Origin of the sequence: Streptomyces atroolivaceus, from assembly GCF_000717025.1 — a bacterium.
GTDB classification, from domain to species: Bacteria; Actinomycetota; Actinomycetes; order Streptomycetales; family Streptomycetaceae; genus Streptomyces; species Streptomyces atroolivaceus.
Window position 1 is genome coordinate 29833 of sequence record NZ_JNXG01000023.1, and the last position, 22838, is coordinate 52670.

General features: G+C 67.7%; 20 protein-coding genes and 2 pseudogenes. 13 read left to right on the forward strand and 9 right to left on the reverse strand.

What is annotated here, in order from left to right; genetic code table 11:
- Positions 1-571: 571 nt before the first annotated feature.
- Complete coding sequence (locus tag OO67_RS32995) at positions 572-1159, reverse strand: CGNR zinc finger domain-containing protein (RefSeq protein ID WP_033305500.1); 588 nt, start codon at positions 1157-1159, stop codon at positions 572-574.
- An 89-nt stretch (positions 1160-1248) separates the two neighbouring features.
- Here OO67_RS32995 and OO67_RS33000 point away from each other — a divergent pair, with 89 nt between their 5' ends.
- From OO67_RS33000 to OO67_RS33015, 4 genes are all read left to right on the forward strand, one after another.
- Positions 1249-2139: an alpha/beta fold hydrolase gene (locus OO67_RS33000; protein ID WP_033305501.1), complete on the forward strand. Its 891-nt coding sequence runs from the start codon at positions 1249-1251 to the stop codon at positions 2137-2139.
- 127 nt (positions 2140-2266) lie between these two features.
- Complete coding sequence (locus OO67_RS33005; RefSeq protein ID WP_033305502.1) at positions 2267-3112, forward strand: AraC family transcriptional regulator; 846 nt, start codon at positions 2267-2269, stop codon at positions 3110-3112.
- Positions 3113-3174: 62 nt separating this feature from the next.
- A complete protein-coding gene (locus tag OO67_RS33010; RefSeq protein WP_033305534.1) occupies positions 3175-3642 on the forward strand; it encodes a cupin domain-containing protein in 468 nt (155 codons plus the stop codon).
- A complete protein-coding gene (locus tag OO67_RS33015; protein WP_033305503.1) occupies positions 3639-4358 on the forward strand; it encodes an SGNH/GDSL hydrolase family protein in 720 nt (239 codons plus the stop codon). The genes OO67_RS33010 and OO67_RS33015 overlap by 4 nt, the downstream gene beginning before the upstream one ends.
- A gap of 1012 nt (positions 4359-5370) precedes the next feature.
- Here the strand turns inward: OO67_RS33015 and OO67_RS33020 are convergent.
- Positions 5371-5985, reverse strand: coding sequence for a PQQ-binding-like beta-propeller repeat protein (locus tag OO67_RS33020; protein ID WP_033305504.1), 615 nt, complete (start codon positions 5983-5985; stop codon positions 5371-5373).
- 745 nt (positions 5986-6730) lie between these two features.
- Between OO67_RS33020 and OO67_RS33025 the strand changes: the two genes are divergently transcribed.
- From OO67_RS33025 to OO67_RS33035, 3 genes are all read left to right on the forward strand, one after another.
- Complete coding sequence (locus tag OO67_RS33025) at positions 6731-6940, forward strand: DUF6243 family protein (RefSeq protein WP_033305505.1); 210 nt, start codon at positions 6731-6733, stop codon at positions 6938-6940.
- A gap of 362 nt (positions 6941-7302) precedes the next feature.
- Positions 7303-7785, forward strand: a complete 483-nt coding sequence (locus OO67_RS33030) for a lysozyme family protein (RefSeq protein WP_244300412.1) — start codon at positions 7303-7305, stop codon at positions 7783-7785.
- Between the two features lie 357 nt (positions 7786-8142).
- Positions 8143-8478, forward strand: a complete 336-nt coding sequence (locus tag OO67_RS33035; RefSeq protein WP_033305507.1) for a hypothetical protein — start codon at positions 8143-8145, stop codon at positions 8476-8478.
- A gap of 396 nt (positions 8479-8874) precedes the next feature.
- Here the strand turns inward: OO67_RS33035 and OO67_RS33040 are convergent, their stop codons facing one another.
- Positions 8875-10143: a hypothetical protein gene (locus OO67_RS33040; protein ID WP_033305508.1), complete on the reverse strand. Its 1269-nt coding sequence runs from the start codon at positions 10141-10143 to the stop codon at positions 8875-8877.
- Between the two features lie 129 nt (positions 10144-10272).
- The gene (locus tag OO67_RS33045; RefSeq protein ID WP_033305509.1) at positions 10273-10785 is read right to left on the reverse strand and encodes a SigE family RNA polymerase sigma factor; all 513 of its coding nucleotides are present in this window, start codon (positions 10783-10785) and stop codon (positions 10273-10275) included.
- Between the two features lie 358 nt (positions 10786-11143).
- On the opposite strand from OO67_RS33045, the gene OO67_RS33050 reads away from it, so the two are divergent.
- On the forward strand, positions 11144-12058 hold the full coding sequence (locus tag OO67_RS33050) for a MerR family transcriptional regulator (RefSeq protein ID WP_033305510.1): 915 nt from the start codon (positions 11144-11146) through the stop codon (positions 12056-12058).
- A 452-nt stretch (positions 12059-12510) separates the two neighbouring features.
- On the opposite strand, the gene OO67_RS33055 is transcribed toward OO67_RS33050, so the two are convergent.
- Positions 12511-13044: an EF-hand domain-containing protein gene (locus OO67_RS33055; RefSeq protein ID WP_033305511.1), complete on the reverse strand. Its 534-nt coding sequence runs from the start codon at positions 13042-13044 to the stop codon at positions 12511-12513.
- A 549-nt stretch (positions 13045-13593) separates the two neighbouring features.
- Here OO67_RS33055 and OO67_RS33060 point away from each other — a divergent pair.
- Positions 13594-15249, forward strand: coding sequence for a hypothetical protein (locus tag OO67_RS33060; protein WP_157841755.1), 1656 nt, complete (start codon positions 13594-13596; stop codon positions 15247-15249).
- A gap of 92 nt (positions 15250-15341) precedes the next feature.
- Entirely contained in the window at positions 15342-16490 is a 1149-nt protein-coding gene (locus OO67_RS33065) for a hypothetical protein (RefSeq protein WP_033305512.1), read from the forward strand.
- 1121 nt (positions 16491-17611) lie between these two features.
- Here the strand turns inward: OO67_RS33065 and OO67_RS33075 are convergent.
- From OO67_RS33075 to OO67_RS33085, 3 genes and pseudogenes are all read right to left on the reverse strand, one after another.
- A complete protein-coding gene (locus OO67_RS33075; protein WP_157841756.1) occupies positions 17612-17875 on the reverse strand; it encodes a hypothetical protein in 264 nt (87 codons plus the stop codon).
- Between the two features lie 417 nt (positions 17876-18292).
- A pseudogene (locus tag OO67_RS40270) lies at positions 18293-18951 on the reverse strand (transposase); the annotation flags it as partial.
- Positions 18952-19062: 111 nt separating this feature from the next.
- Complete coding sequence (locus OO67_RS33085; RefSeq protein WP_157841759.1) at positions 19063-19455, reverse strand: hypothetical protein; 393 nt, start codon at positions 19453-19455, stop codon at positions 19063-19065.
- A gap of 364 nt (positions 19456-19819) precedes the next feature.
- On the opposite strand from OO67_RS33085, the gene OO67_RS33090 reads away from it, so the two are divergent.
- Positions 19820-20470, forward strand: coding sequence for an acetate uptake transporter family protein (locus OO67_RS33090; RefSeq protein ID WP_208861122.1), 651 nt, complete (start codon positions 19820-19822; stop codon positions 20468-20470).
- A gap of 319 nt (positions 20471-20789) precedes the next feature.
- Here OO67_RS33090 and OO67_RS40275 read toward each other — a convergent pair.
- Positions 20790-21044 (reverse strand): annotated as a pseudogene (locus OO67_RS40275) (integrase core domain-containing protein); the annotation flags it as partial.
- A gap of 414 nt (positions 21045-21458) precedes the next feature.
- On the opposite strand from OO67_RS40275, the gene OO67_RS35850 reads away from it, so the two are divergent.
- On the forward strand, positions 21459-21689 hold the full coding sequence (locus OO67_RS35850; RefSeq protein ID WP_051710121.1) for a hypothetical protein: 231 nt from the start codon (positions 21459-21461) through the stop codon (positions 21687-21689).
- 181 nt (positions 21690-21870) lie between these two features.
- Complete coding sequence (locus OO67_RS33105) at positions 21871-22431, forward strand: GNAT family N-acetyltransferase (protein WP_033305516.1); 561 nt, start codon at positions 21871-21873, stop codon at positions 22429-22431.
- The last annotated feature ends 407 nt before the right edge of the window (positions 22432-22838 follow it).

Sequence of the window (22838 nt, forward strand, 5' to 3'; positions counted from 1 at the left end):
TGCGCGTGACAGTCCCGGAGTGACGTCAGGGCTGATCGGAGGCGAGGACCCTCAGCGTGGAGCCTCGGCCGGTAGAGGCCCATGGACCGACCGGCAGGCGCCCGCGCCAACAGGGGTAGGTGCTGTCCGAAGAGATTCCGTCCAACTCATGCCCCCAGCACGGGGAGGAGCACGGCAGAACAGCTCGGCGGCTACCGCGAGTTCACTGTGACGCGCCCCTGCCACACCACCGAGGTGCGCGCGCGTCTGCTCGTCTTGTGTCCGGGGCCGCTGTGGCCGCCGGCTCTGAGCCGAGCCATGGGCACCGCCACTCGCGCCCGCCGGCGTTGCAGAAGGTGACGTGGTCGCGGTCCATCGAGAGCTGACGGCCGGCGGCGCGGCCCGGCCCTCCCCGCCTGCGGCTTCACCGCTGTCCCCGCATACCTTGCACCGGGCTACCCACGGCGATCCGACGCCGGGGGGGACATCCAGATCTGGCCACCGAAGGACCGGGCCGGAGTAGGCCTGCGGGCATGGTCCGTGAGGTCTCGACCTTGAGCGGGCAGGTCCGCGGGAGTGCGCGCTGTCTCCGTTAGGTACGGGTCGGCTCGGCCTGGTTGTGGCGCCGGTAGTAGCGGGCGACGCGGGTCCGGTTGCCGCAGCGGGTGGGGGAGCACCAGCGACGGCGGGGGTGTGCCGTCAGGAACACCATGACGCAGTCGTCGGCCTCGCATTCTTTGAGCCTGTCGATCGCGGGGGTGCTGAGCATCTCGGCAGCGGCCTCGGCCAGCAGTGCGGCGAGGCGGGTGCCGAGGGGGCCGTTGCGGCGGGGGATGGCTGTGACTGCGGTGCCGTCCCAGTCGAGTTCGCGTACGGGTGGTGCCGCACGCTGGGCCTCGGTGAGTCCGCGCAGGGCCCGCACGGGGGGTTCCGATCGGTCCAACAGTGCCCGGACAGCGGCTTCGGTGTGTGCTCGGACGGTGTGGAGGGGGGCGAGGTCGGACCGGGTCGGTGCGGTGTTCTGGACCTCTCCCTGGAGGCGGTCTCTCTCCAGGAGCAGCCAGCCGGACAACTGCTGTGGGGTAGCAAGCAGGTCCACGCGCCCGTGGGCGCCTGCGGGGCGGGTGTTGACCAGGTCCAGCGCCAGGGCCTCACCGATCAGAGGTTCACTGTCAGCCATGCCCTAATGCTACATCGTGCCCTTGACGCGTTAGCCGCAGCGAGGGCTTAATGCTAATGCGACTTCGCGCTGAGGAGGCATGTGCTTTGATGACCGTGACACCATCCCCCATCGCTGTTCCGGCCCGGACCGCCCACCGGTTCATCGAGGTAGATCAGGTGAAGGTCTTCTACCGGGAGTCCCTGCCTGAGCGCCCCGACGCTCCCGTGGTGCTGCTGCTGCACGGCTTTCCCTCCGCCTCGCACCAGTTCCGTCGCCTGATCGACACCCTCGGCCACCATTACCGGCTCATCGCCCCCGACTATCCGGGCTTCGGGCACACCCGCACCCCGGACGGGTTTGTCTACTCCTTCGAGCGGCTCGCAGATGTCGTGGAGCGCTTCACCGAACGCCTGGGCCTGACCCGTTTCGCGATGTACCTCTTCGACTTCGGTGCCCCCGTCGGCTTTCGCCTGGCGCTCCGCCGCCCGGATCGTGTCGCGGGCCTGATCGTGCAGAACGGCAACGCATATGCCGAGGGGCTGTCGGAGCCGGCCCGCAAGTTCACCGCCCTCGCCCCCGACACACCCGGCGCCGACCAGGCCGTCCTCGACATGTTCACATTGGACGCCACCCGCGCCCAGTACGAGGGCGGCACCGTCGACCCCGAACTGATCGCGCCCGAGGGCTGGCTGCTCGACCAGCACTTTCTCGACCAGCCCGGCCGCAAGCACGCGCAACGCGCGCTCGCCTACGACTACAAGAGCAACATCGCCGCCTACCCCGACTGGCAGGCGTGGCTGCGCAAGCACAGGCCGCCGACCCTGATCACCTGGGGCCGCGGCGACCCGTTCTTCCCCGAACCCGGCGCGCTGGCCTACCTTTCCGACCTGCCGGACGCCGAACTTCACCTGTTCGACACCGGTCACTTCGCCTTGGAGGACCACTTGCCCGAAATCGCCCCGCTGGTTGCCGACTTTCTCACCCGCACCTGGGCCTGACTGACCCGTACACACCCGTCGACGTGCCGTCCGTGGCGGACGCAGATCGGACCGGCAAGCGACGAGGCGGTCCGGGGATGATCTTGTCGGGCTCGCTGGCTCGAACTCAGAGGAGGTGGAGGGTCGCATGGCCACCGGGATCGGTGCACGTCCGGCGCCCGCTTTGCGGGAGTACGTCGACTCGTATGTCGGCTTCGACCTTCGCGGGCTCCCTACGGGGGTGCACTGCGGCCCGCCCAGCCGCGCGCTCACTGCGGTGATCAGCCTGTCAGATCCCTTCGAAGTGGCGTCAGGCGTTGACGACGGGTCACCAGTCACCCGATTCGGCAGCGTGGCCGGCGGTCTGATGTGCCGGTCCGTCGCGATTCACCACGACGGACGCCAGCAAGGTGTTCAGCTATCGCTGACACCGCTCGGTGCCCGGGCGATCTACGGCATGCCCGCCGCCGAACTCGCCCACACACTGGTCCCACTGGAGGACCTTCTCGGAACGCTTGGCGTCGAACTGGCCGACCGACTCCGAGACGCATCGACATGGGCGGCACGGTTCACCGTACTGGACCAGTTGCTCCTGCGAACTCTCGGTCGTGGCGCCGGCAGTGACCGTGTGCGCCGGATGCACCCCGAGGTGGCCGAGGCCTGGCGCCGCCTGGTTGCCGCGCGTGGCTGGGTCCAAATCGGTGCAGTCGCCGCAGAATCGGGTTGGAGCCGCCGGCACCTTACCGAACGGTTTCGCGGCGAGATGGGCCTGACACCGAAAACCCTCGCCCGCGTGCTCCGCTTCGAACACGCGCACGACCTGGCGACGGCGCGGGACCCGCTCCCGTGGGCCGATGTGGCAACCACCTCCGGCTACGCCGACCAAGCCCACCTGGTCCGGGACTGGAGCGAGTTCACGGGCCGAACGCCGACGGCCTGGCGTCACAGCGAGGTCCTCCTGGGAACCCGGCAGTCGCCGGCCGACCGCCCGTAGCGCCGGCTTGTGTTCCCATTCCTTCAAGACCACCCGATCGCTGCGATGTGACGATCGTCGGCATGAGACCTCTCATCAACGAACCCAAGGCCATCGACCTGAGGACCATCCCTGTGCACCTCGGACTGGGATCGGCAGCAAGACCCATCGAGGGCTTCGCCTGGGACCCAGAGGCGCTCCAGGCCTACAGCGCCGCGGTCGCGGCAGACGGCGCCGAGGGCCGGATGGTCATGATCTTCGACGGCGAAGGCCCTGGCGCCCAATGGGAGAGCCACCCCGCCGGCGACGAGCTGGTCGTCTGCCTCAGCGGGTCGGCGACGGTCACCCGCGACCTGGACGGAGCGCCCGACCGCGTTCTGCTCGGGCCTGGCGAGGCCACCATCAACCCGGCCGGGGTATGGCACGCAGTCGACATGACCGGGCTGACGTCCATCCTGACCATCACCGCCGGCCTGGGTACCGACCACCGTCCTCGCACCGCCCCCCACCCCACCGAACGCGTCGGCGTGCCGGGACCGGAAGCACCATGACGGTACGCATCGCCTGCCTCGGCGACAGCCTCACCCGCGCCCTGATCAGCGTCGACTACCTGGATCTCCTCGGACGACGCCACCCTCCCGGTGATCTGCACCTTGCCCGCTTCGGCGCAAACGGTGACTTCGCCTACAACCTCTTGCGGAGCCTCGACGCCGTCATCGCGAACCCGCCCGACGTCATCACCGTGTTGATCGGGACCAACGACGCCCGAGCGAGCCTTGCCGGCTACCGCGTCGAGAAGGCCATGAAGCGCAAACAGCTCCCCGAGCGCCCGTCCGCCAGCTGGTTCCAGCAGTGCCTGGGATCCGTCGTCGAACGACTGCGAGCGGAGACCGACGCGACGATCGGTCTGCTGTCGCTCCCGGTGCTCGGCCAACAACTAGACGGAGCAGCGGCGCAGGCATCGCAGCGCTACAGCCGAATGATCGCCGAAGTCGCCACCACCGACGAGGTGACTTACCTTCCGCTCCACGAACGCCAGACGGAGGAACTGCGCCAAGCGGACCCACCGCCGATTCCCTACCGGGAGGTGACCCCCGCGGCGGGCCTCGGCGTCTTCGTCCAACACGCCGTGTTTCGCCGCAGCCTCGACACGATCTCGCAGCGCAGAGACCTCGTGCTCACGACCGATCACATCCACCAGAACAGCCGAGGCGCCGCCTTGATCGCTGATGTCATCGACTCCGGTCTACTGACCCACAACGCGTAGCGGATTCCGGAGCCGCAGCCAGATTGATGCACCTACCGCGCGGAGATAGCGTGCAATCCGTACGCCGGTGCCGGTCCGGCCCCCGGCCGCGCGCTCAGCGTTCTCGACCTGCCACCCCCGCCGGGTGCGCTCCGGGGCAGGAACTCAGAGGTGAAACGCCGCGACCTGCAATTTTCCAAATATCGCCTGGTGGTTCGGGGGGCGATTCTTGAAACCGGCCTCGATTCTCGTGGGAACTGGTGCCGCTCTGCAGAGTGTTGGAGTGCGGGAGGGCCTTCCAGCGTCGTGTGCCCGGGGGAACGCTTGGCGGGCCGGTTGGAATTCGCCGGAGAATTAGGCCTCCGGCAGTGTCCGATCGTGCCGCACGTTCCGGAGAGAGCGCAGGAGGGCGATACCCGGTCCGCAGCCGGTACGCACCAGGCCCGCACCGCCGTTCGTGGCCTCCGTGGTGGTTGACGCTCCTACGATGTCCTCCGGGACACCTCGCCGCGTCCTTGGCGTAGGACCCCAGGCTTCCGGGGCCAGCAGTATCCGCGCAGCCGAAGCCGACATCAGCGATGCACTGCCCGGCGTACCTCTGCCGGACCTTCTTGAACTACGTCCTGTCAGCACGAGCACGACGGCGGGTGACGCCCACGGGTGGCGCCGCAGGACGTCCAGCCAGCCGGGCCCTCGTGCAGCCTCGGTGGCGGCGTTCCCGGCGAGCGAGGCAGCCACAGGAGCTGCGGCCCCGAGGGCCGGCCCAATCATGGCTCCGGCGACCTCACTCACGTGTTCTCATGACTCCCTCAACCACGCGAGCGTAAGCGGCTGAGGGCCTCGGGGCGGCTTGCGGCAGGCAGCGAGGGCGGCCCTGCCACGCGTCTGCCCTCGAGCGAGTGCGGCTGACGAGGTGTACGCCCACGCAGTGCTTCTCGGATCGTGTCCGGAGCCAGATCGTGAGGGCCGCGAGTGTGACGCTGCCGTGCTGGTGGGATCGCACCGCCGTCGAGTGGATGCTGCTTCACAGTTGCTACCGCTCGGCCGTCCGGCCCTGTACGCGTGTCGTTGGACAGCGCAGGATCTGGCCTGCGCTGGTGCCGACGAGGATCGTGCCGTCGGATGCCGCGTGCAGGCAGAGCGGTTTATACGGGGGCAGCGGACGCCGGTGGAGTACCGTCCCGTCGACCGCGTCGAGGGACACGAGGCTGTCGTCGGCGCACAGGACGTGCAGGACCCCGGCACGGGAGTCGAGGTCGACGACCTCGGATTCCAACGGCCTGCTCCAGCGGACCGGCTCGATGCCCCACGCCGGGTCCGTGAAGTCGACGCGGTGGCCCGTGTCGCACTCGAGAAGGGTGAGGCCCCCTTCGCGGCCGTACTCGTGGCCGTTGTCGAGGCCGATGGCCAGGAGGGGCAGCGTGGGGTGGAAGGCGATCGACTCGGCCTCCTCCGTGAAGGTCAGGAGGTGGACGCAGGACAGGTCGGCGGCGCTGTATACGGCGACCCGGCTGTACCGGTGCATCACCGAACTGCCCGCGATCCACTGCCCGTCGCCGCTGATCACTACCTGGCACGGGTATCCGAGCAGTTCGGGGAACGGCTGGTCGTGGAGTGGGGTGGAGTGTGAGTCCGGCCGGTCAGCCATGATGCTCCGCAAGATGGGCGTACGGGACCCGGCCAGGGTATCGAGGGCTTCCGGCGTCGCGGCTGGACGAGGAGTCCGGAACGACGTGGCGAAGGGTCGCACCGCGTGTGGGGCCTTGTCTCCGGCGCCTGAGTCGCGCGGGGGCCAACTCGTAGTGACAGAAGGGGTGCTCGGCTGTGTTGAAGGTCAGCAGGCTCTCGTCGTGCGTCCCGTGCTCCCCGTCGTGGGCCCAGGAGCCCAGCGCGAGCAGCAGCGGGAACTGGCCCGCACCTCCCACCGGCCGGCGGGACGCCGTCGTTGTCCGGCGGGCGACTGGCGGTCTGCGAGCCGCAGCAGCATCGCGAGCTCGGTCATGCACCCCGGCACGCTCCTGGTCCAGGCGGCCGCGCTCCATGCCCGGCGCACGTCCGGCCGGCAGACCGCGAAGAACTCCTCGCTGAAGGCCGTGGCCCAGGTAGCCGCTGGACCTGCCTCGAGCGGGCGGCGTCCACCGGCGGGTGCCGGCGGTGCTGAGATTGCCGGAAGAAACGGCTGACACCAGGCGCTCGCCGAAGCCCTGGCCGAAGCCGGGGGTGAGCATCTTGGTGTGCGGGGCCGACGGAACCGGGTAACGTCTTCGTCATGTTCTTCCAAACACCGATTTACGAGTGAGAGCGTGATGGGCCCCTGCTGACGTCTTCGACGTCGCGGCGACCGTCCCCCACCATGAATCCGTAGATCACTTCACATCATTCCGGGAGAACCCGTGAGCAAGAACATCAACAACCCCGTGGGTATGGGCGGCGGCCAGCGAAAGAAGCTGTCCCGCGCCGAACGGCAGAACAACGGTCCGCACCGCAACCTCGACCGCCAGGGTGCCGCCGACCAGAAGGCGGAGCTGGTGCGCAAGATGCGCGAGAAGGCGGGCGCAGGTGACGGCGCCGGGCAGACGGGCGACGACACCGCGCAGAGCTGAGGCACCGCCGCCGCAAGGCGGCTCCGCATGGAGGCAGGGCCCGGACCGCGACGCGCGGTCCGGGCCCTGCCGCCTCCGCGGCCGGACCGGCCGGCCTGCCTCGCGGCCCAGGGCCTCGTGGCACCGCCCAGCGGAGCGATTTCGTCGCCGCGGATTGAGGCCCGTCCATGTGGGAATGCGCACTTCAGCATGGTGGATGCCTTGCCCTCCGAGCGAGGGCGGGTGGCAGGGGCGAGTGAGTGAGGATGGCCGGGCGATTGACTGTGGCACAGAAGCGATGGTCCCCGCTGGGGGACCGCAGTGGCGTCCCGACGCCACCCTTGCGGCCGGGCGGCTACGATCCGGCCGACTACGCCGAGTACGTGGTGCGCAGCGCAGGGGAGTTGGAAGTCTCACCTCTGCTCGTGATGACCGTGCTCCACAACGAGGCGTACAAACCGCACCATCCGCTCCTGGAGCGGCTGTGGCAGTGGTGGAAGCCCGGGGCGGCCTTCGGAGTGGCGAACATGCACCGTGCGACGTTCGAAGAGGTTCGGCGGACGCACGGCCTTTCGGAGCGGTGGCAAGACCTTCGCGACGACCCCGCGTTCGCCGTTCACGCGGCTGCCTTGCACTTGAAGGACCTCGACCGAGGCCTCCCGGGGCGCCACGTGCGCCGCTACACCCGCGACGAACTGCTGGCTCTGGGTTACAACGCGGGCGAACGCAACATGCGAGCCTTTGCGCGTGGTGTACCACCAGGCCCGATGGCACGGTCGTATCTGCGTCGTTACCGTACATATCGCAGTCGGGCGGCCACGATTCTGGCGGACTGCGGCGGGCCGCGCGACGCCGGGCTCGGCTGAGCTGTCCTGGGCGTTGATCGTCGTGGCGACGGCCGTGAGCCGGATGCCCCGCTCCGGGCGGCGACGCGTTCTCGGCGTACGGTCGGCGCTCGCGTGCGGCTGCGAGGGCTCCGGGCAGTGGTCACAGCGGCCCGTCGAGGGTGTTGTCCGGGCACTGCCAAGGAGGAGCGGAAGCAGGCCTTCGGCCGGCTGGCATGCTCCGGATCTGCCGCAGTGTCTCCCTTGGTGGGTGCGCGGCCGTGGTGAGCAGGCTCGGAACTCCAGCCGTAGATTCTGATCTTGCTGGTTGTGGTTGTGGCTGTGGCTGGACACCCCCGTCAGCGTGCTCAGCCGAGCAGCCCCGGCTACGCTCCGGCCATGGAGCAGGACGAGCAGGACCACCCCCTCATGCGCGACGTCTTCCCAGACCTCGTCACCGAGCTGACTGCTCTCCTCGAGGATGAAGGAGAACGTCAGCTGGCCATCTGCGCGCGGGATCTGCGTCTTGTCGACGAGTGCGGCTGCGGCGACGACTTTTGCCAGAGCATCCGGACGGCAGATCATCCGCAGGGGGAGCCCTACGGTCCGGATTATCGGTGCGTACCTCTCTCGCCCTCGAAAGGCATGCTGATCCTCGACGTCGTGGGCGGCCGGATCATGTACATCGAGATACTCGATCGGCCCCCATTGCACCGTCAGGGCGCACAACCGTGAGGTTCGCCCGAGCGGAACACGAAGTGCGGGCTCGGCTCGCCGCATCGGTTGCCCGGGCCTATTGACGGGGCCTGGGCCCGGGAAGCGAATTCGCATGGCGTGCAGCATCTGCCGTGCCCGGCCGCTCGGGATGCCGACGCCGCCCGTGAGGACGGGCGCGAATACGTCGGCGATCACCTGCACGACCAGGAGCATCCTGCCAAGGCTGGAGACCGGAGGGGCAGAGGCGCAGAGGCTGTGGTGGAGGCGATCCGCGCGGCAGGTGAGCCGACGTGCCGGATCGCCTTCGGCCTCGATGAGGGTGTGGTTTCCTTCCACAACCGTGGTGGTGGAGAGTCACGCGGATGCGAAGGACGGTTCGGGTCAGCCGCAGGCTGACGGGACGGGGTGGCAGGGCTATTTGAGTGACTGCCATACCTCGGCGGTCGCGATCGCGGACAGCTGGGCCTTGGTGAACGGGGGCGTGGAGAGCACAGGAGCCTTGTGCGGATACTCCGCGTTGTAGGAGGTGACCGTCACCCGCAGGCCCTTCGCGGTCACGGTTTCGGCCGTCCGTCCCACCGTGCCCGCGTGCCGGCCGGCTTCGTTGCGGGTGATGACTTTGCCGCCGTCCGGGGTGCCGTGGCCCAGTCGCACCTGGAGGAATGTCTTGGCCTTCGTCTTCTTGTCGCGCACGATTGCGTAGCCTTCGTCGCCGCCACCACCCCGGCCGACCACCTCTTGCCCCGTGGGCACCAGGTTGCCGAGCGTCTCGAAGACCTCCCAGCTGTTCTGGACAGGGCGCGGGCTGGTGAACGCTTCGGCGTTCATGACGCCGTACTTCGTGAACGCCCCCTCCACTCTCGCCGCCAGTTCTGCCAGCTGGAGGACGCTCAGCGGGGGTTCGTTCCGGGTGGGAGCGCCCGTGGGGGAGGCCGCGTTGTACTCGACCGCCTGCAGCAGGAAGCCCTCTGCCGAGATGCGGGTGGACTTCCAGACTTTCACGCCGCTGGATTTGCCGCCCACATGTCCCTGTTCCGTCTTCTCGCCGGAGGGACCGACCGTGCACGGGGAACCGTCAGCGGTCTTCCCGCACTTCAGCAACTGCCGGATCTTCGAATCCTTCGGATCGATGCGCCGGGCGGAGATGGTGACGAGGGAGGCCCCGTAGCTGTCGTCGTAGACCAAAGAGGCGTCGGCCACGCCAGGACCGCCCATGTTGCTCGTGCCCCGCTGCTTGCTGAACTCCCCTTTCGGAAGGACCGGGAGGCTGATTTCCAGTAGCTTGATCATCTGGTTGGCGTGTGCCCGCATGAAGGACGCGGGGTCCTCCCTCTGGCCGCTTCCCCCGGAGCCGTCCGGATTACGGGATGGGCCATCCGGCGTCGAGGAGGGTGTCCAGGTCGGAGCCGCGTCGGCCACCGACGCGCTGTCGCCCCCGACCTCGCCAGTCACGTACACCCCGGCCGTCCCCAGCGCGGCCAGCGTCAGCCCTCCTGCGGTCAGCGCCGTGGCACAGCGGCGGGCGGCCTTGCGACGGCCACGAAGGGCCCCCGCTTCGAGCAGCGCCCGCCGGTCGGCGACGAACGTGCCGCCGGTGCGCCGCATGATCTCACCGAGGTCGTTCTCGAAGCGGTTCTTCGAGGTGCCTACGGTGTCGTTGTCCGTGTCGTTCTCGAGGGGCATGGCGGTTCACCATCTCCAGTCGGCGCCGGTGGGCCTGAGTTGAGGGCGGTCTTGGCTGGCTCGGATACGGCGGTGGATCGGGGGTCTCGGTGCAGACGGATCGCCCGCCGCTGCTTCAGGGGTGAAGGCTCAGGAAGCGGGGACGAGTTCGGTGAGACTGCCGCCGAGCTGGGCCCGCAGCCGGGCCAGCGCCCGTGATGCCCGGGTCCGGACGGCGGACGAGCTGATGTTCATGGCGTCGGCCGTCTCCTCGATGCTGCGGTCCTCCCAGTAGCGGAGCACCACCACGGCCCGGTCCTTCGGCGGTAGTTGTCCGAGTGCCTGGAGCAATGCCAGCCGCAGCAGCGGATCGCTTCCGGTGATGACCGGGACGTCGGGCAGTTCTGCCACCGGGCGTTCGTCCGAGGAACGTCTGCGCCGGTATGTGAGGAAGGTCCGTACAAGAACCGTCTGGGCGTACGCGGCAGGGTTGTCCACCTGGGAGATGCGCCCCCACTTCAGGTACATCCGCCCCAGCGTCTCCTGCACCAGATCCTCGGCGAGGTAGGTGTCACCGCTGGTGAGAAGGCATGCGGAACGAAAAAGATGCCCCGTGAGGCCGCCTGCGAACTCTATGAACCCGTCTTCGCGAGACTTTCTCACGCTTACCCGTCCCTCCTGTTGCCCACCGCGGCCGAAGGCTCCGGCCCCCCACCTGACCGACGCGCCAGCCCTGGCGAAATGTTGCACCGGCCTTCTTCCGCGGTGGCGGCGGGGGGCGTTTCCACTCTCACGACGCGGACGGGCGGTCTGCCTGGCCCATGCTGCGTCCATGACCACCTCGACCCCTGTCACGGCCACCGGCGTCGCACGTAGTCGCTCCGTATCGTGCCGCCTGAGAAGCGTCGGACCCGCAGACGGAGGACTGACTGCTCTCGGATCACTCCCGGCAGGCGGACCCGAGCGCCGTCGTCACTCGACGTGCCCCTTCGACGGATAGGGAGCCAGACCCGGCTCCTGCATGGACAAAGCCCCATGCCCGGTGCAGTCGGAGATCAAGACCATTCGGTTCTACTCCGATCGCGGAATCGTCGTGCCGACGGACCGCAGCCCGGCCGGCTACCGCCTCTACAACGACGACACCGTTGCACGCCTGCAACTCGTGCGCACTCTGCGGGAGCTGGGGCTGGACCTACCCACGATCCGCAGGGTCGTGGACCGCGAGCTCTCGCTGCCCGAGGTCGCGGCAGCGCACGCCGAAGCACTGGCAGTGCAGATCCACGTCCTGCGCCGGCGGCGCGCGGTGCTGACGGCTGTGGCCGAGCGTGGGTCCACACCTGCCGAGACGGAGCTGATGCACAGGCTGGCCCAGCTCTCCGAGGAGCAACGCCGACATCTGATCGGCGATTTCCTCGACGTCGTCTTCGGCGGTATGGACGCCGCCCCTGCCTTCGCGGGGGTCACACGGTCGATGACACCCGAGCTGCCCGACAACCCGGAGGCGGAGCAGGTTCAGGCGTGGGTGGAGTTGGCCGAACTGTCTCTGGACCCGGATTTCCGCGCCCTCGTGCGGCGGATGGCCGAGTACCAGGCAGCTGAGCAGGCCCGAAGCGACACCATGGGCCCGCGTCGCGACATTGCCGCAGCCGTCCGGGACCATGTCGGCCCGGCTTCGGCCGCCGGAATCGCCCCGGACTCATCCCTGGCCGATCCGATCGTCGTGGCGTTCACGGCGCAGTACGCGCACCTTCTCGCCGAACCCGACGACGCTGCCCTTCGCCGTCGGCTGGCGACTCGACTGGAGAGCGTGAACGACGCCCGCTGGGAGCGCTACGTCCAGCTGCTTGCTGTGGTCAACGGCTGGCCTGCCCCGGAGAGACTGGCTCCAGTGCTCGACTGGGCCGTCCAGGCTCTGCGCGTGCGGACACAGCGATGACGGGGCAGTCGCCAGGCGGCAGGGGCCGGACGCAGGGCCTCTGGCAAAGCCGCCGCACCCAGCGACGCCGGCACAACGGATCGTCCTCGATCGCCCGCCACGCCACACCGGCCACCGCTCCTGCGCGGCCGCCACCTCCGCAACCCCCCGTAGATCTGGGTGCTCCAGCGGATCGTGGGTGTCCGCGTTCGACATCCACCGCCGGTTCCGTATGGAAACCCGCTGCCACCGAGGCGCATAACCGCACTCCCCACACCGGGCCGACGTCCACCGCGCCGTACACAGTGGCGGCCGAACGCTTCCGGTCCCGCCATCGTGCCCCCGACCCGCCGCGAGGCCGGCCAGGCCCTGTCCGGCCGCGCAGTCTGCTCGACGCCAGCCACTGTCCACGACGCCAGTGCTGACCACGCGGCTCCGACCGGGCGAACCTGTGCATCCACTGACCCGCAGCCTCAGCTCGTCGGGTTGCTTACCAGGCGGTCGCCCACGATGCCCGCCAGGTCGGGACGGTAGTACTCCTTGATGGCCTCGGCCCAGGCCGGCACCGCAACCTGGTCCGTGGCTGTCGGCTCCAGGCTGTCGAACAGAGCGTGGATGTTAGGAAGCGCGAAGCCGATGGCGGTCATGACCTCCGCGAAGACCGGTCGCGCGATCAGCCCGTCCCCGTCCGGATCCGCCAGCGCCGTGAGTGCCTCGGCGAACTCCCCGATCGCCTCGTCGAACCGTTCCGGCGCGAGCACGACCGCCTGGAACTCATCGAAATCGACCCTGCCGTCACGGTTGGTGTCCAGTTCTTCGGCGAGGGCCCCCCAGAAGGCCCGGAAACCACTCAAGGCCGCGCTTTGCCTCGCCTGGGCTGCCTCGGGCACCGCCGCGATGACGCGGTTGGCCATCAGTTCGAAATCGTCGGCGTCGATGAATCCATTGCCGTCTGCGTCGAACAGGGTGAACACCAATCGAACCCGGTCGACCGCTTCTGTACGCATGAATGTCCTACTTCCCGATCCGCGAATTTGGCGTTGTCACGTTATCGAGGAGCGATCAGGAGGCGTTGGTGAATACATGCCATTCACGCGAAATGGTGAAGTGCGAGGGTTCGTGCGGATGCTGTCGCCGGCTGGCCCGATGGGGGGAGCGGTGGGTGCCGCGGGTCGGCAGGGTTGCACAACAAGTTGGCGCTGGCCGTCGACCACAAGGTGGGCTGACGGAACCTGCCGAGGTCTCTCGGCATGCTGACCCTCATCGGCCTCCGTCACACTCTGCGCCGGAAAAACTCCGTCGAGCACACCTGGTGCCGGATCTTGAAGACGGTCATTTCCTGCTTGCTACGGCGCGGATCTTGGCGTCGGTGACGTTGTGCCGCTGCCGGAGCAAAGGGGAGCGTATGAGGTCGGCGCACGCCGCAAGGCTCCTCGATCCGTAGCAGGTGGGCCATCGGAGTGGAACCAAGGCGGCGGCTGGAATAAGCGTTCATGGGGGGTATGCATTCATGCATCGATTCTTGACAGTAGTGGAAAGATCAGAGCGGAGTGGCCATGCCCGACCACGCGCACCTGCGGCGGGCTACCGCCTGGATGAGGCGAAGCGCCGACGTCGACGCCACCCGCTCCTCGGCTGCCCTGGACGACACGTCCGGCCACGCCCTGTTGGGGCTTGAAGGCGCCGACGACGACTTCGGTCCCGGTTCCACCGCGCTGGAGCCGGGACGGCTGTACCGCAGGGTCAGCGGCACGGATGACCACGCGCGGCCCGTCAGCGACGAGGAACTGGCGGGGTTGGGAGATCCGATGGCGGTCGAGTTCTTCCGGGTGGGCACGTTTCCGACAACGGTGCAGGAACTGCTGTCCAATCTTCCCGCGACGGCCGCCGCCTCACGCAAGGTGTATCTGGTCAGCGAGGCCGGGCAGATTCCGCCGGGCGCCATCGGCGAGCGCGACATGCGGTTCGCGATCACGGCCGCCGTGGGAGGCAGCCAAGTCGACCTTCTGATCAGCGCCCAGGCCGGCGGCGACCCCAAGCAGGGATTCCTTCAGGTCGCGGCGTGGGATCCCGGAGAAAAGGTTTTCAACTTCTATGCGCGGTTCGAATCGAGCTGGGTATGGGCGGGCAACTCCTGGCACGCGCTGGAGCCGGACTCACGGGGAAAGGGCTGCTTCGACAGCCACGTCAACGGCAGCGTTGTGATGAAGGAGCTGCGGATTCCCTGGATCAACTGGCAATCCGAGCGGGCCACGATCCGGCTCGCCGAGGACGACCCGCTGCGCCATGACCCGCTGTTCCAGCAGGTGACCGGAGCTCAGCGGCTGGAACTGACCGTCAGGTCCCTCATCACCCGGTGGACAGCGGCCCGTCTGACCGCGATCACCGCGAACGGCGTTGTGAACCACCCCGACCGGCTGCTGCGTCACCTGTTCACCAGCACCACGATCAATCTCGCCAGCACCGACAGACAAAGCAGCAACATCACGGCGGACAGTCCCGACCTGACGCTGCCCACAGGCTTTTGGTTGAATCAGGACGTCCTGTTCGACGACCTTCGCCTGTCCACACAGGCCGCCCCGCCCAGGGCACCGGCCACACGCTATCTGGCCGGCTTGAGCCGATTCGGTTTCCACCTGGAGGAGAAGCACAGCGGTTTCTCCCAGCCAGGCGACACGTTCTTCGCCTTCGTGGTTCCCGAGGCCGCCCACGAGGACAACGAGGTGGTCCGTCAGGCGGTCCGTACCGGGCTCATCTCGGCCAAGTTCGCCGCGTGCGTGCTGATGGTGGACTTCCCCAACCCGGTCTGCAGTCCTGCCCGCAGTCACCTTATGCAGTACGTGCCGACCATGCCGACCAAGACGGTGAAGTTGTGTGACAAAGTCGCCAAGGCCATCTTGGACGCCGTGCGAGCGAAAGACCTGCCCGCCGACAGTCCCGAAGGCCGCTTCGCCGCGTGCTGGCAGGAACCTGACGACGCCTGGCGGACGGTGTTCGGACAGCGGGTGGACGCCTATCTGCGTGCGGTCACGCAACAGATCCAGACCGCATCCGGATTCGACGACTACGTCCGTCTGGCCGAGTTCCGCCGTCGGCAGTTCCGCCTCATGAAATTGAATGAGTTCGAGCTCACCCTGCCGGTCACCAACATTTCCAGCAGTGCCCCACCGCTGGCGATGCGCGAGGACGCCACCGTCGCAGAGCTCAGCTGAAGCCGCCCTCACCAGCCGGCACGGCATCACCTTCCGCGGCGCTGCCGACCGCTGCGTTCCGCCCCTCCGCCCTCACGAGCAAGGACTACGTCATGCCCACACTGGATGCCTACGCACCTCCCGGCAACCTCGACGATCTGGACGACTTCGGCCGCAAGGCATGGAACACGTTCATCTCCAACACGGTCGACGAGGCCATTCAGGGCCCCGATCCCCAACAGGTACTGAACGACAGCCCAAGACTGCAGTTCTACAACCTGACCAGGACGAACACGGACACGGATGTCCGGCATGCCCCTATCAAATGGACGGCGTTCCCTCGCGTCATCAAGATCACCTCCATTTCGGACCTCCAGCGATGGCAACGTGCCGACGCCAGCCGTGACGTCCAGGACGAGTACTGCGAGTGGAGCGTCATCCGTGATGGCGCAGGAAAGATCACCCAGGTCACGTTCACCAGTGAAGGCCCCGAGTATTGGGAGATTCTGGCGCAGACGAACCCGGGCAAGGTGCTCGAGCTCTACCAGAAATTCATCAGTCCGGACGCGCGCAAGGAGGACTTGTTCTCACCCAGCGGCAGATACGAGCCGCGCAACAAGTGGAACAACTCCACGAGCCACGGCGCCATGCACTTGATTCAGCCGAACAACACCCTGGGTGCAGAGATCGAATTGGCTGCAGCAGCCACCATCAGGCGTGTCATCAACGGCCAGGAGCTGACCACTGAGCAGGAGTTGATCGCCTGCAGCAAGTACGGCGCCCCCGAGCGCAACAGCGATCCGCATATCGGCGCAGGGGTCAACGCCCTGGCCCGCCAGAAGGCCGACATCAGCCTCGCCGACCCAGTTGGCCTGTACTTCGACGACTTGTCGACGGATGGCTGGGAGACCCCGGACGGCTCCGACCCAAAGAGCTATTGGACCTATCTGAGAGGCGACTCGGAACACCGTGTCCGCGCCGTGTACGAAGTGCCCCCGGACAAGGGATTTGGCGTCGGGGACATCACCATCGGCGGGAGGACCATCGAGTTCGGCGCCCAGATCGCGGATTTCATCACCATCAGGCTCACCGGCATCGCTTGCCGCTTCGGCGACTCCACCGTCCCGCCGCAGATCGCATGCAAGGAATTCTCCGCTGTCGACATGCGGGAAGAGAGCTTCAACGCAGCCGCGTTCTCCTCCTCCGGTCGCTTCCTGGATCCCCGTCCCACCCTCTCTTACCGCTCTTCCCGCGTCAGTTGACAGGTTCCATCGCGGAGCACGTCGCGCTGCGCGAAACACGGCACGCCGACACGGATCTTGCGGTGCGACCTGCAGAAATCCCCTGCCCTGGGCCGGTTCAAGTGGATCTCCCACCATCTATGCAACTCGGGCACCTCGACGAGGGATTTGTTGAAGCTGACGTCGTCGGGTGTCGGTCGGCGGTGGGCCGGCCGTGCATGGTCCCGCCGGCCCCCCGCCTTCGCTGCGGTGTCGTCGTCACCACCTACCAGTCCACCGACGGTCGCCCCTTCACGTCGGCGGCTTCTGCCAGCCGCCCCCCATTCAGGTCGTCAGCACTCCGGTGCCCGCCGTGGAGGAGCCGGCCTCCCCTCCATGGATCCCGTCTCGCCGGCTCCGATGCCCAGGGCAGTACGCCCGGAGCGCCGTGCCCGCTCGGCCGCCCGCGCCCAAGAGGAGGCGACCGGGGCTCATCAGCCGCGTCGTACACGCGGAACCGAGCGCGTCGACGGTGACATGGACGTCGCGCGCAAAACCCTGATCAAGCGTGCGATCCCCGACGTGCACCTGTTCAACGAGACCCGGGCCACCGCCCGTTACGATTACACCGCCTACCCGGCGCTGCCCGACATCCTGAAGAAGCCCTCGAAGAAGGACCCGGACGTCCAGCTCGTCGCGCTTGACGGTGTTCGGCTGGCCGGACCACAGGCCCGACATCTTTCCCGCGCTGATCATCACGGCCGCTCGGCGAGCATCCGTTGGAGTTCGCCGGCTCCCGATGCCGTGGTTGGCGGCCGTCAGGCGAAGGCCTCACTTCACTGGGCCAGTCCCCTCCATCGGTCGATGGCCCGCCGCTGTCCGGCGACCCAGGCGTCTTGGGTCTCCAGCAGATGTCCACTCATATGTTGGAAAATGCTCTCGCTGTCCGTTCCCACTCGACATCCTGGCAGGCGGGGTCGAGTGGGAACGGAGGTGACGGCGGCCACGCCGACTCCCGATGTGTCGCTGTGGGGGAGCCGACGCGGTCTGCCGGCTCCGGGCACGCTCGTCGTATCAGGCCCTGAGGACTCGTTCAGCCTCAAGTCGGGCCCGGGTATTCGGCCCAGGTGCCACCGTGATGCCGGATCACGCCGGTTCGGGCGTTACTGCCAGATGAACAGATCGACGACCAGTCCGTTGTTCTGGCAGTAGAACTTGGTCGTCACCCCGGCGTTCTTCAGAACTGATCCCGCAGCATTGCAGTTCGCCCTGGTCCAGTACCAGTCGTAGTAGACGTAGCCAGCGGCGGTACTTGTCGCTGCCTTGGCGCTGACGGGTGCCGCCGCGACGGCGGTGGGCTTCTCGGCCGCCTGTGCTGCCGAAGCTGTCCCCAGCCCGGTGCCGACCAGGGCCGCAGCTACAGCCACGGTAGAGAACATTCTGCGTATCGACATGACGTCGGTCTCCTTTCGTTGACAGGAACTCATGCGTGCTGCTTCTGGAGCTCTGTTGAGCGGTGAGGTCACGGCCGAGGCCTGACCGTGCCCACCTGCGGGGGTGGACGAGCCCGCCCCCGCACACCCGGCCCCGGCACCCCCTCTTTGGATTCGTGCGGTTGGGGTGTTCTCACCGTGCCGGGGCAGCCTGCGGGAAACCTTCGGGAACTCCAGAATCGGGCGATACCCGGTGGACAGCGGCGGGTAAGCAGGGTGACCGCCGCCGTCCCCGCCGCCATTCCCGTCGGCAAACAGCGCAGGTCACTGGGAATGACGCACGTATCCCCGCGCAGCCGTCGGCATGAATCTGCTCGTCGAGACGGACGACAGCGAGGGCGGCCACACAACCGGCCAGCCCTTGAGGACGTCGCCGTCGAGCTCGGCGGTCCAGGCTCCGTCGCGGATCTCGCCACCCGGTTCGACGGCGGCCACCAAGCGGAGGCGGGAAGCTTCAGGACAGTCTGGCGGCTCCCTGGTGCCGCGCGGCCGTGATCGACGAAGCCTGTCGGCCGATGGTGCCGGTCGGTCTTCTTCCAGGTGGCGGCGGCGCGTGTGCTGCTCGGAGTGCGCCAGTACCAGCACGCCATCCAGGTCCACGATCAGCCACCCCCGCCCGATGCCTCGTTCGGTGCCAGCTTCCATACGTACTCGCGGGCATAGGGCCGAGCGGTGCGGACCGCATCCAGGGCCATCGGCGCCGCAGCGGCGAGGCTGTCGATCAGACGGGAGACGGTCGGGTCGGAGACCACCGGCCGGACCACGTCAGGCTTGGCCCGCAGCATGCCGGCACCGGCCAGACAGTCCCCGCCCAGCGCGACCGCGAGCGCCACATGCAGCAGTAGCTTGCCCGGATCGTGCACCGCCAGGGCGCGAGCGCCGCCGATACCGCGGTATCCAGGCCGCTCGTGCGGGCGCTCTCGACCAGCAGCACACCCCCGGCCCGGGAGACCGCCGTGACCGCCGCTTCCGATACGGACACGCGGGTACGACGCCCTACGCGTCCTCACCTGAGGAGTGCCTCTCATCGGGGCGGACAGACCCCTGGACGAGCCCTGCCTGCCCAGTTCAGAGGCACTCTCCGGTGAGCTGACCGGCGGGTTGGACTCAGTTCGCACGTGTCACAGGACCCAGGATCCAGGCAGTTCCGGCAAAGTGTCGCCGACGATCAGACGCGGTCGCCGCGAATGCCACCGCGCATTGTCCGCCTGGCCGCGCAGCGGCACAGTAGCCAGTCGGAAGCGGGCATCCAGCGCATCGAGTTCCGCCTGGCGCGCGGCCCGAATCCTTTCGGTGAACACGGGCCATGCCTCCGCCAGCCAGCCGCGGCAACGAAGCATGTTCGCGTACTCCCAGACGAGTTCGGCGTCTAGGCCCTCTTCGACATCCTGCACCAACGCCTGCCACGCCTCCATCATGGCGTTGAGCGTCACCATCCCGTACCGCGCGGCCAAACCTCGGCTTGCCCGATGCACCGACGCGTAGTCGTCTTCGGTGAGCACCCCCATGTCCATGGACACAGCCTGCCAGCTGTTCCACACGGGATGGATGCGTCACCTCACCAGATAGAGCACCGCGGCCAGGATGAAGGCCGGGCCGAGAGGCAACAGCCCGGATCACAGGTAGTGGAAGCAACCGGCCAAGAGGCTGACCGAAGAGTCGTCATGAAAGCCCGAGGCTGACGGAACATCGCTGCGTACATCGCATGGAAGAGCACACCAATGCCTGGCGCATCTACGTGCGTCTTCTCCCAGCATCATGGTTGTGGGCGGCATCAACGATGCCCAGTGCTCCCCTCGATGGCTCGCCCCGTACTCTGCAGCCGTGCCCCAAGAATCCGACGCATCCAGTCCATCCGAACCGCTGACCACTGACGCGGTGACACGTGTCGTACTTCGTCCAATTGCCAGCCCCCTCCCGCTGGGCTTCTTCGCTCTCGGAATTGGCAGCGTGGTCCTGTCCTCACTCCAGCTCGGGTGGGTGCCGACCGGACAGAGCGGCATGCTGCTGCTCCTGGTCCTCATCTTTGTCGTGCCCCTGCAGTTTGTCGCCGGACTGTTCGCCTTCCTCGCCCGTGACGCCGGCGCGGGCACGGCACTGCTCCTTCTCGGCGCCGCTTGGGCCGGAACGAGCGTGACATCACTCGACTCCCCACCCGGTCGACCGGTGGCAACGCAAGCCGTGTTCCTCCTGGCACTCGTCCCATTCGTTCTGGCACTTGCGGCTGCGGCGGCACTGGCGAAACCGCTGTTTGCCGGGCTGCTGACGCTCACCGCCCTGCGCTTCGGCCTGACAGGCCTCTACGAAGCGAGCCTGGGAAGTGCACTGCAGGTCACAGCTGGCTGGACTGGCATCGCTATCGGTGTCTACGCACTGTATGGCGGGCTGGCGCTTCTCGTGGAGGATGGCAAACAGCGCACCGTGCTGCCGCTTTTCCGCCGTGGTGCCGCCCGCAGATCAATTGAGGGTGACCTGCGTGAACAGCTCACCCCAGCCCAACAGGAGGCCGGAGTCCGCCACCAGCTGTGATGTTGAGAAGCCAGATCGGCGAGGGGCGGATCGGCGAATGCGGCACCTTGCCGTTGCTGCCGTCGGACTGCCCGCCGATGTGAGGTGTGGGCGGCGGCGAGTGAGATGGCACCGGCGTTGACCGCCGCCAGTCCGAAGACAGGGGTGAACGGCCTGACGTGCTTGCTCTGAATACGCTCGATGTGCCCAGCCGTCGGAAGGGTTTCACCCTCCCGGCTTGCGGTGGGGTATGAGGGCCTTTCGGGCCGGTGTAGACATCGAAATGACACGAACCCAAGATGACGCTCACTGGTTGAGGATCCCCAGATCGCGACCACTGTCACCGCTCCCGACCTCCGGACCCAGGACAGGTGTATTGACCCGCAGAGTTGTGCACTCGGCTGATCGGGAGCTGGCCTCCGAGTGCGGTGTGGCTGCGCTGGTGGTTGTACGTGTGGAGGAAGTCTTCCAGGGCCGCTGTCCTCTCGTGGTTGGAGGCGCAGGGCCGGAGGTAGGCCTATTCGTCGGCGAGGGTGCGGTTGAAGCGTTCGACCTTGCCGTTGGTATGAGGCCGGTAGGGGCGGGTGAGCTTGCCGGTCGCACCGAGGTCGGCCAGGGCCTGCTTCCAGGCCAGGCCCTTGCGGTAGGCCCATGCTGTGAGCGGTCGCCCGCGAAATGCCCGTGTCGGCAGCGACATGGGAGACCGGACGGCCCTGTGCGGGGATGTGAGGGTGGGTGCCGGAGGCCGGGTGCTGTTCGGCGCGGTGCTCACCGTTGGGGGCGGGGCAGTGGAGCCGGGCGAGAGCAGCATCGTGAACGCGGTCCCGCGTGGTACCCGACGGGATCCGCTGATTCTGGGACGGCAGGTCCTGGTGGGCCCACCTCCTGCCCGACCGGCTGCCGGGTCGAGGGCAAGGTTTTCCTGGCCACCGGCAGCCGGGGCTTCAAGGGAGCACGGATCGGGACCGGCTCCGAGGCGCGGATCAAACGGCATCGTGCATCTGCCACCATGCTGCCCGCCGACTCGATGGTGCCGATCGGCTGGGTCGCCGTCGGCCAGCCGGTACGCATCCTTCCGCCGGAGGACCATGCCGGAATCCGGGCGGTGCAGCAGAACCAGGACTTCCCCGGCTCCTTCTTCGGCCTGGACCGCCCTGCCGACGGCAAGAGCCTGATGCCGACCATTTCCGAACGCTTCGGCCGCGGCCTCGGCCGCGACAGCAACGACCCACAGATCTGAGTCGCGCTGGAGGAGGGCCGGAACAAGCCTGGGGCGAACCGGTCGGAGCTCGCGCTGTCGCTGAAGCTCTTCGACTGAAGGGCCGGTCCCCGGAGAACACTGCGGTCATCCCGTCGCCGACGGTGGCGCAGGTTGCGCAAATCCGGTGGCGGCCCCCGCTGCCGGTCGTGAAGATCGCAGCATGAACATCTTTCTGGAGACCGATCGGCTCGTGCTGCGCGCGTTCACCGAAGCCGATGTCGACCACCTGGTCGCACTGGACAATGACCCCGAAGTCATGCGTTTCATCAACGGCGGTCGGCCCACGAGCCGCGAGGTGATCCAGGCACGGGCCTTGCCCAGGCTCCTCCACGATCACCCGTGCTTCGGGACCCGCGGCTACTGGGCCGCACAGGAGAAGGGCACCGGTGCCTTCCTGGGCTGGTTCGAATTCCGTTCCCTGCACGAACACAGCCCCGCCGTCGTGGAACTCGGCTACCGGTTGAACAAGGCCGCCTGGGGGAGCGGCTACGCCACCGAGGGATCACAGGCCCTGATCCGCAAGGGATTCACGACCCTCGGCGTGGAGCGGGTGACCGCGAACACCATGACGGTGAACGCGGGGTCCCGGCGTGTGATGGAGAAGGCAGGGCTGTCGTTCCTCCGCAGCTTCACGGGGGACTGGCCGGAGGCGATCGAAGGCTCCGAGCACGGCGAAGTCGAGTACGAGCTCACCCGAACCGAGTGGGAGCAGCGTTCGTGACAGTCAGCCACTCAGCTCGAAGGACCCCGGCACCGCACCGGAAGGCAGCCTTGCCGTCAGCAGCCTGATCGGCGCTCATAGGGGGCTCCTGTGGTTCGTGGCCCTGTGCATCGCCATGACGACGCGGGCCCGTGCAGTGGGCGTCACCGCCTTGAACGTCCCCCCGCCCACAGATCATGGCGAAGGGGAAGAACCATCGAGCCTGGCAAATGCCGTTGCGTCTCTCGGCGTGCACACCATCGGTCACACCACGTGTGAAACCGACGGTGACGCAAATTCTGAGGGCATCTGGTACCTCCGCCGTGCCACGGGACAGCCGCACATCGTTCAATGAGGCCAGGTCAACTGCATCCGCCCATCAGCCTCGTGACGGTCCGGCTCCGTCAGGCCGAACCGAGAGGGCGTCC

Excerpts from the sequence above, each read along its gene's own strand:
- OO67_RS33000 (WP_033305501.1), top strand. The coding sequence starts at position 1,249 with ATGACCGTGACACCATCCCCCATCGCTGTTCCGGCCCGGACCGCCCAC.
- OO67_RS33015 (WP_033305503.1), top strand. The coding sequence starts at position 3,639 with ATGACGGTACGCATCGCCTGCCTCGGCGACAGCCTCACCCGCGCCCTG.
- OO67_RS33040 (WP_033305508.1), bottom strand. The coding sequence starts at position 10,143 with ATGCCCCTCGAGAACGACACGGACAACGACACCGTAGGCACCTCGAAG.
- OO67_RS35850 (WP_051710121.1), top strand. The coding sequence starts at position 21,459 with ATGCTGCCCGCCGACTCGATGGTGCCGATCGGCTGGGTCGCCGTCGGC.
- OO67_RS33005 (WP_033305502.1), top strand. The coding sequence starts at position 2,267 with ATGGCCACCGGGATCGGTGCACGTCCGGCGCCCGCTTTGCGGGAGTAC.
- OO67_RS33060 (WP_157841755.1), top strand. The coding sequence starts at position 13,594 with ATGCCCGACCACGCGCACCTGCGGCGGGCTACCGCCTGGATGAGGCGA.
- OO67_RS33010 (WP_033305534.1), top strand. The coding sequence starts at position 3,175 with ATGAGACCTCTCATCAACGAACCCAAGGCCATCGACCTGAGGACCATC.
- OO67_RS32995 (WP_033305500.1), bottom strand. The coding sequence starts at position 1,159 with ATGGCTGACAGTGAACCTCTGATCGGTGAGGCCCTGGCGCTGGACCTG.
- OO67_RS33065 (WP_033305512.1), top strand. The coding sequence starts at position 15,342 with ATGCCCACACTGGATGCCTACGCACCTCCCGGCAACCTCGACGATCTG.
- OO67_RS33020 (WP_033305504.1), bottom strand. The coding sequence starts at position 5,985 with ATGGCTGACCGGCCGGACTCACACTCCACCCCACTCCACGACCAGCCG.
- OO67_RS33085 (WP_157841759.1), bottom strand. The coding sequence starts at position 19,455 with ATGGACATGGGGGTGCTCACCGAAGACGACTACGCGTCGGTGCATCGG.
- OO67_RS33050 (WP_033305510.1), top strand. The coding sequence starts at position 11,144 with ATGGACAAAGCCCCATGCCCGGTGCAGTCGGAGATCAAGACCATTCGG.
- OO67_RS33105 (WP_033305516.1), top strand. The coding sequence starts at position 21,871 with ATGAACATCTTTCTGGAGACCGATCGGCTCGTGCTGCGCGCGTTCACC.
- OO67_RS33035 (WP_033305507.1), top strand. The coding sequence starts at position 8,143 with ATGGAGCAGGACGAGCAGGACCACCCCCTCATGCGCGACGTCTTCCCA.
- OO67_RS33055 (WP_033305511.1), bottom strand. The coding sequence starts at position 13,044 with ATGCGTACAGAAGCGGTCGACCGGGTTCGATTGGTGTTCACCCTGTTC.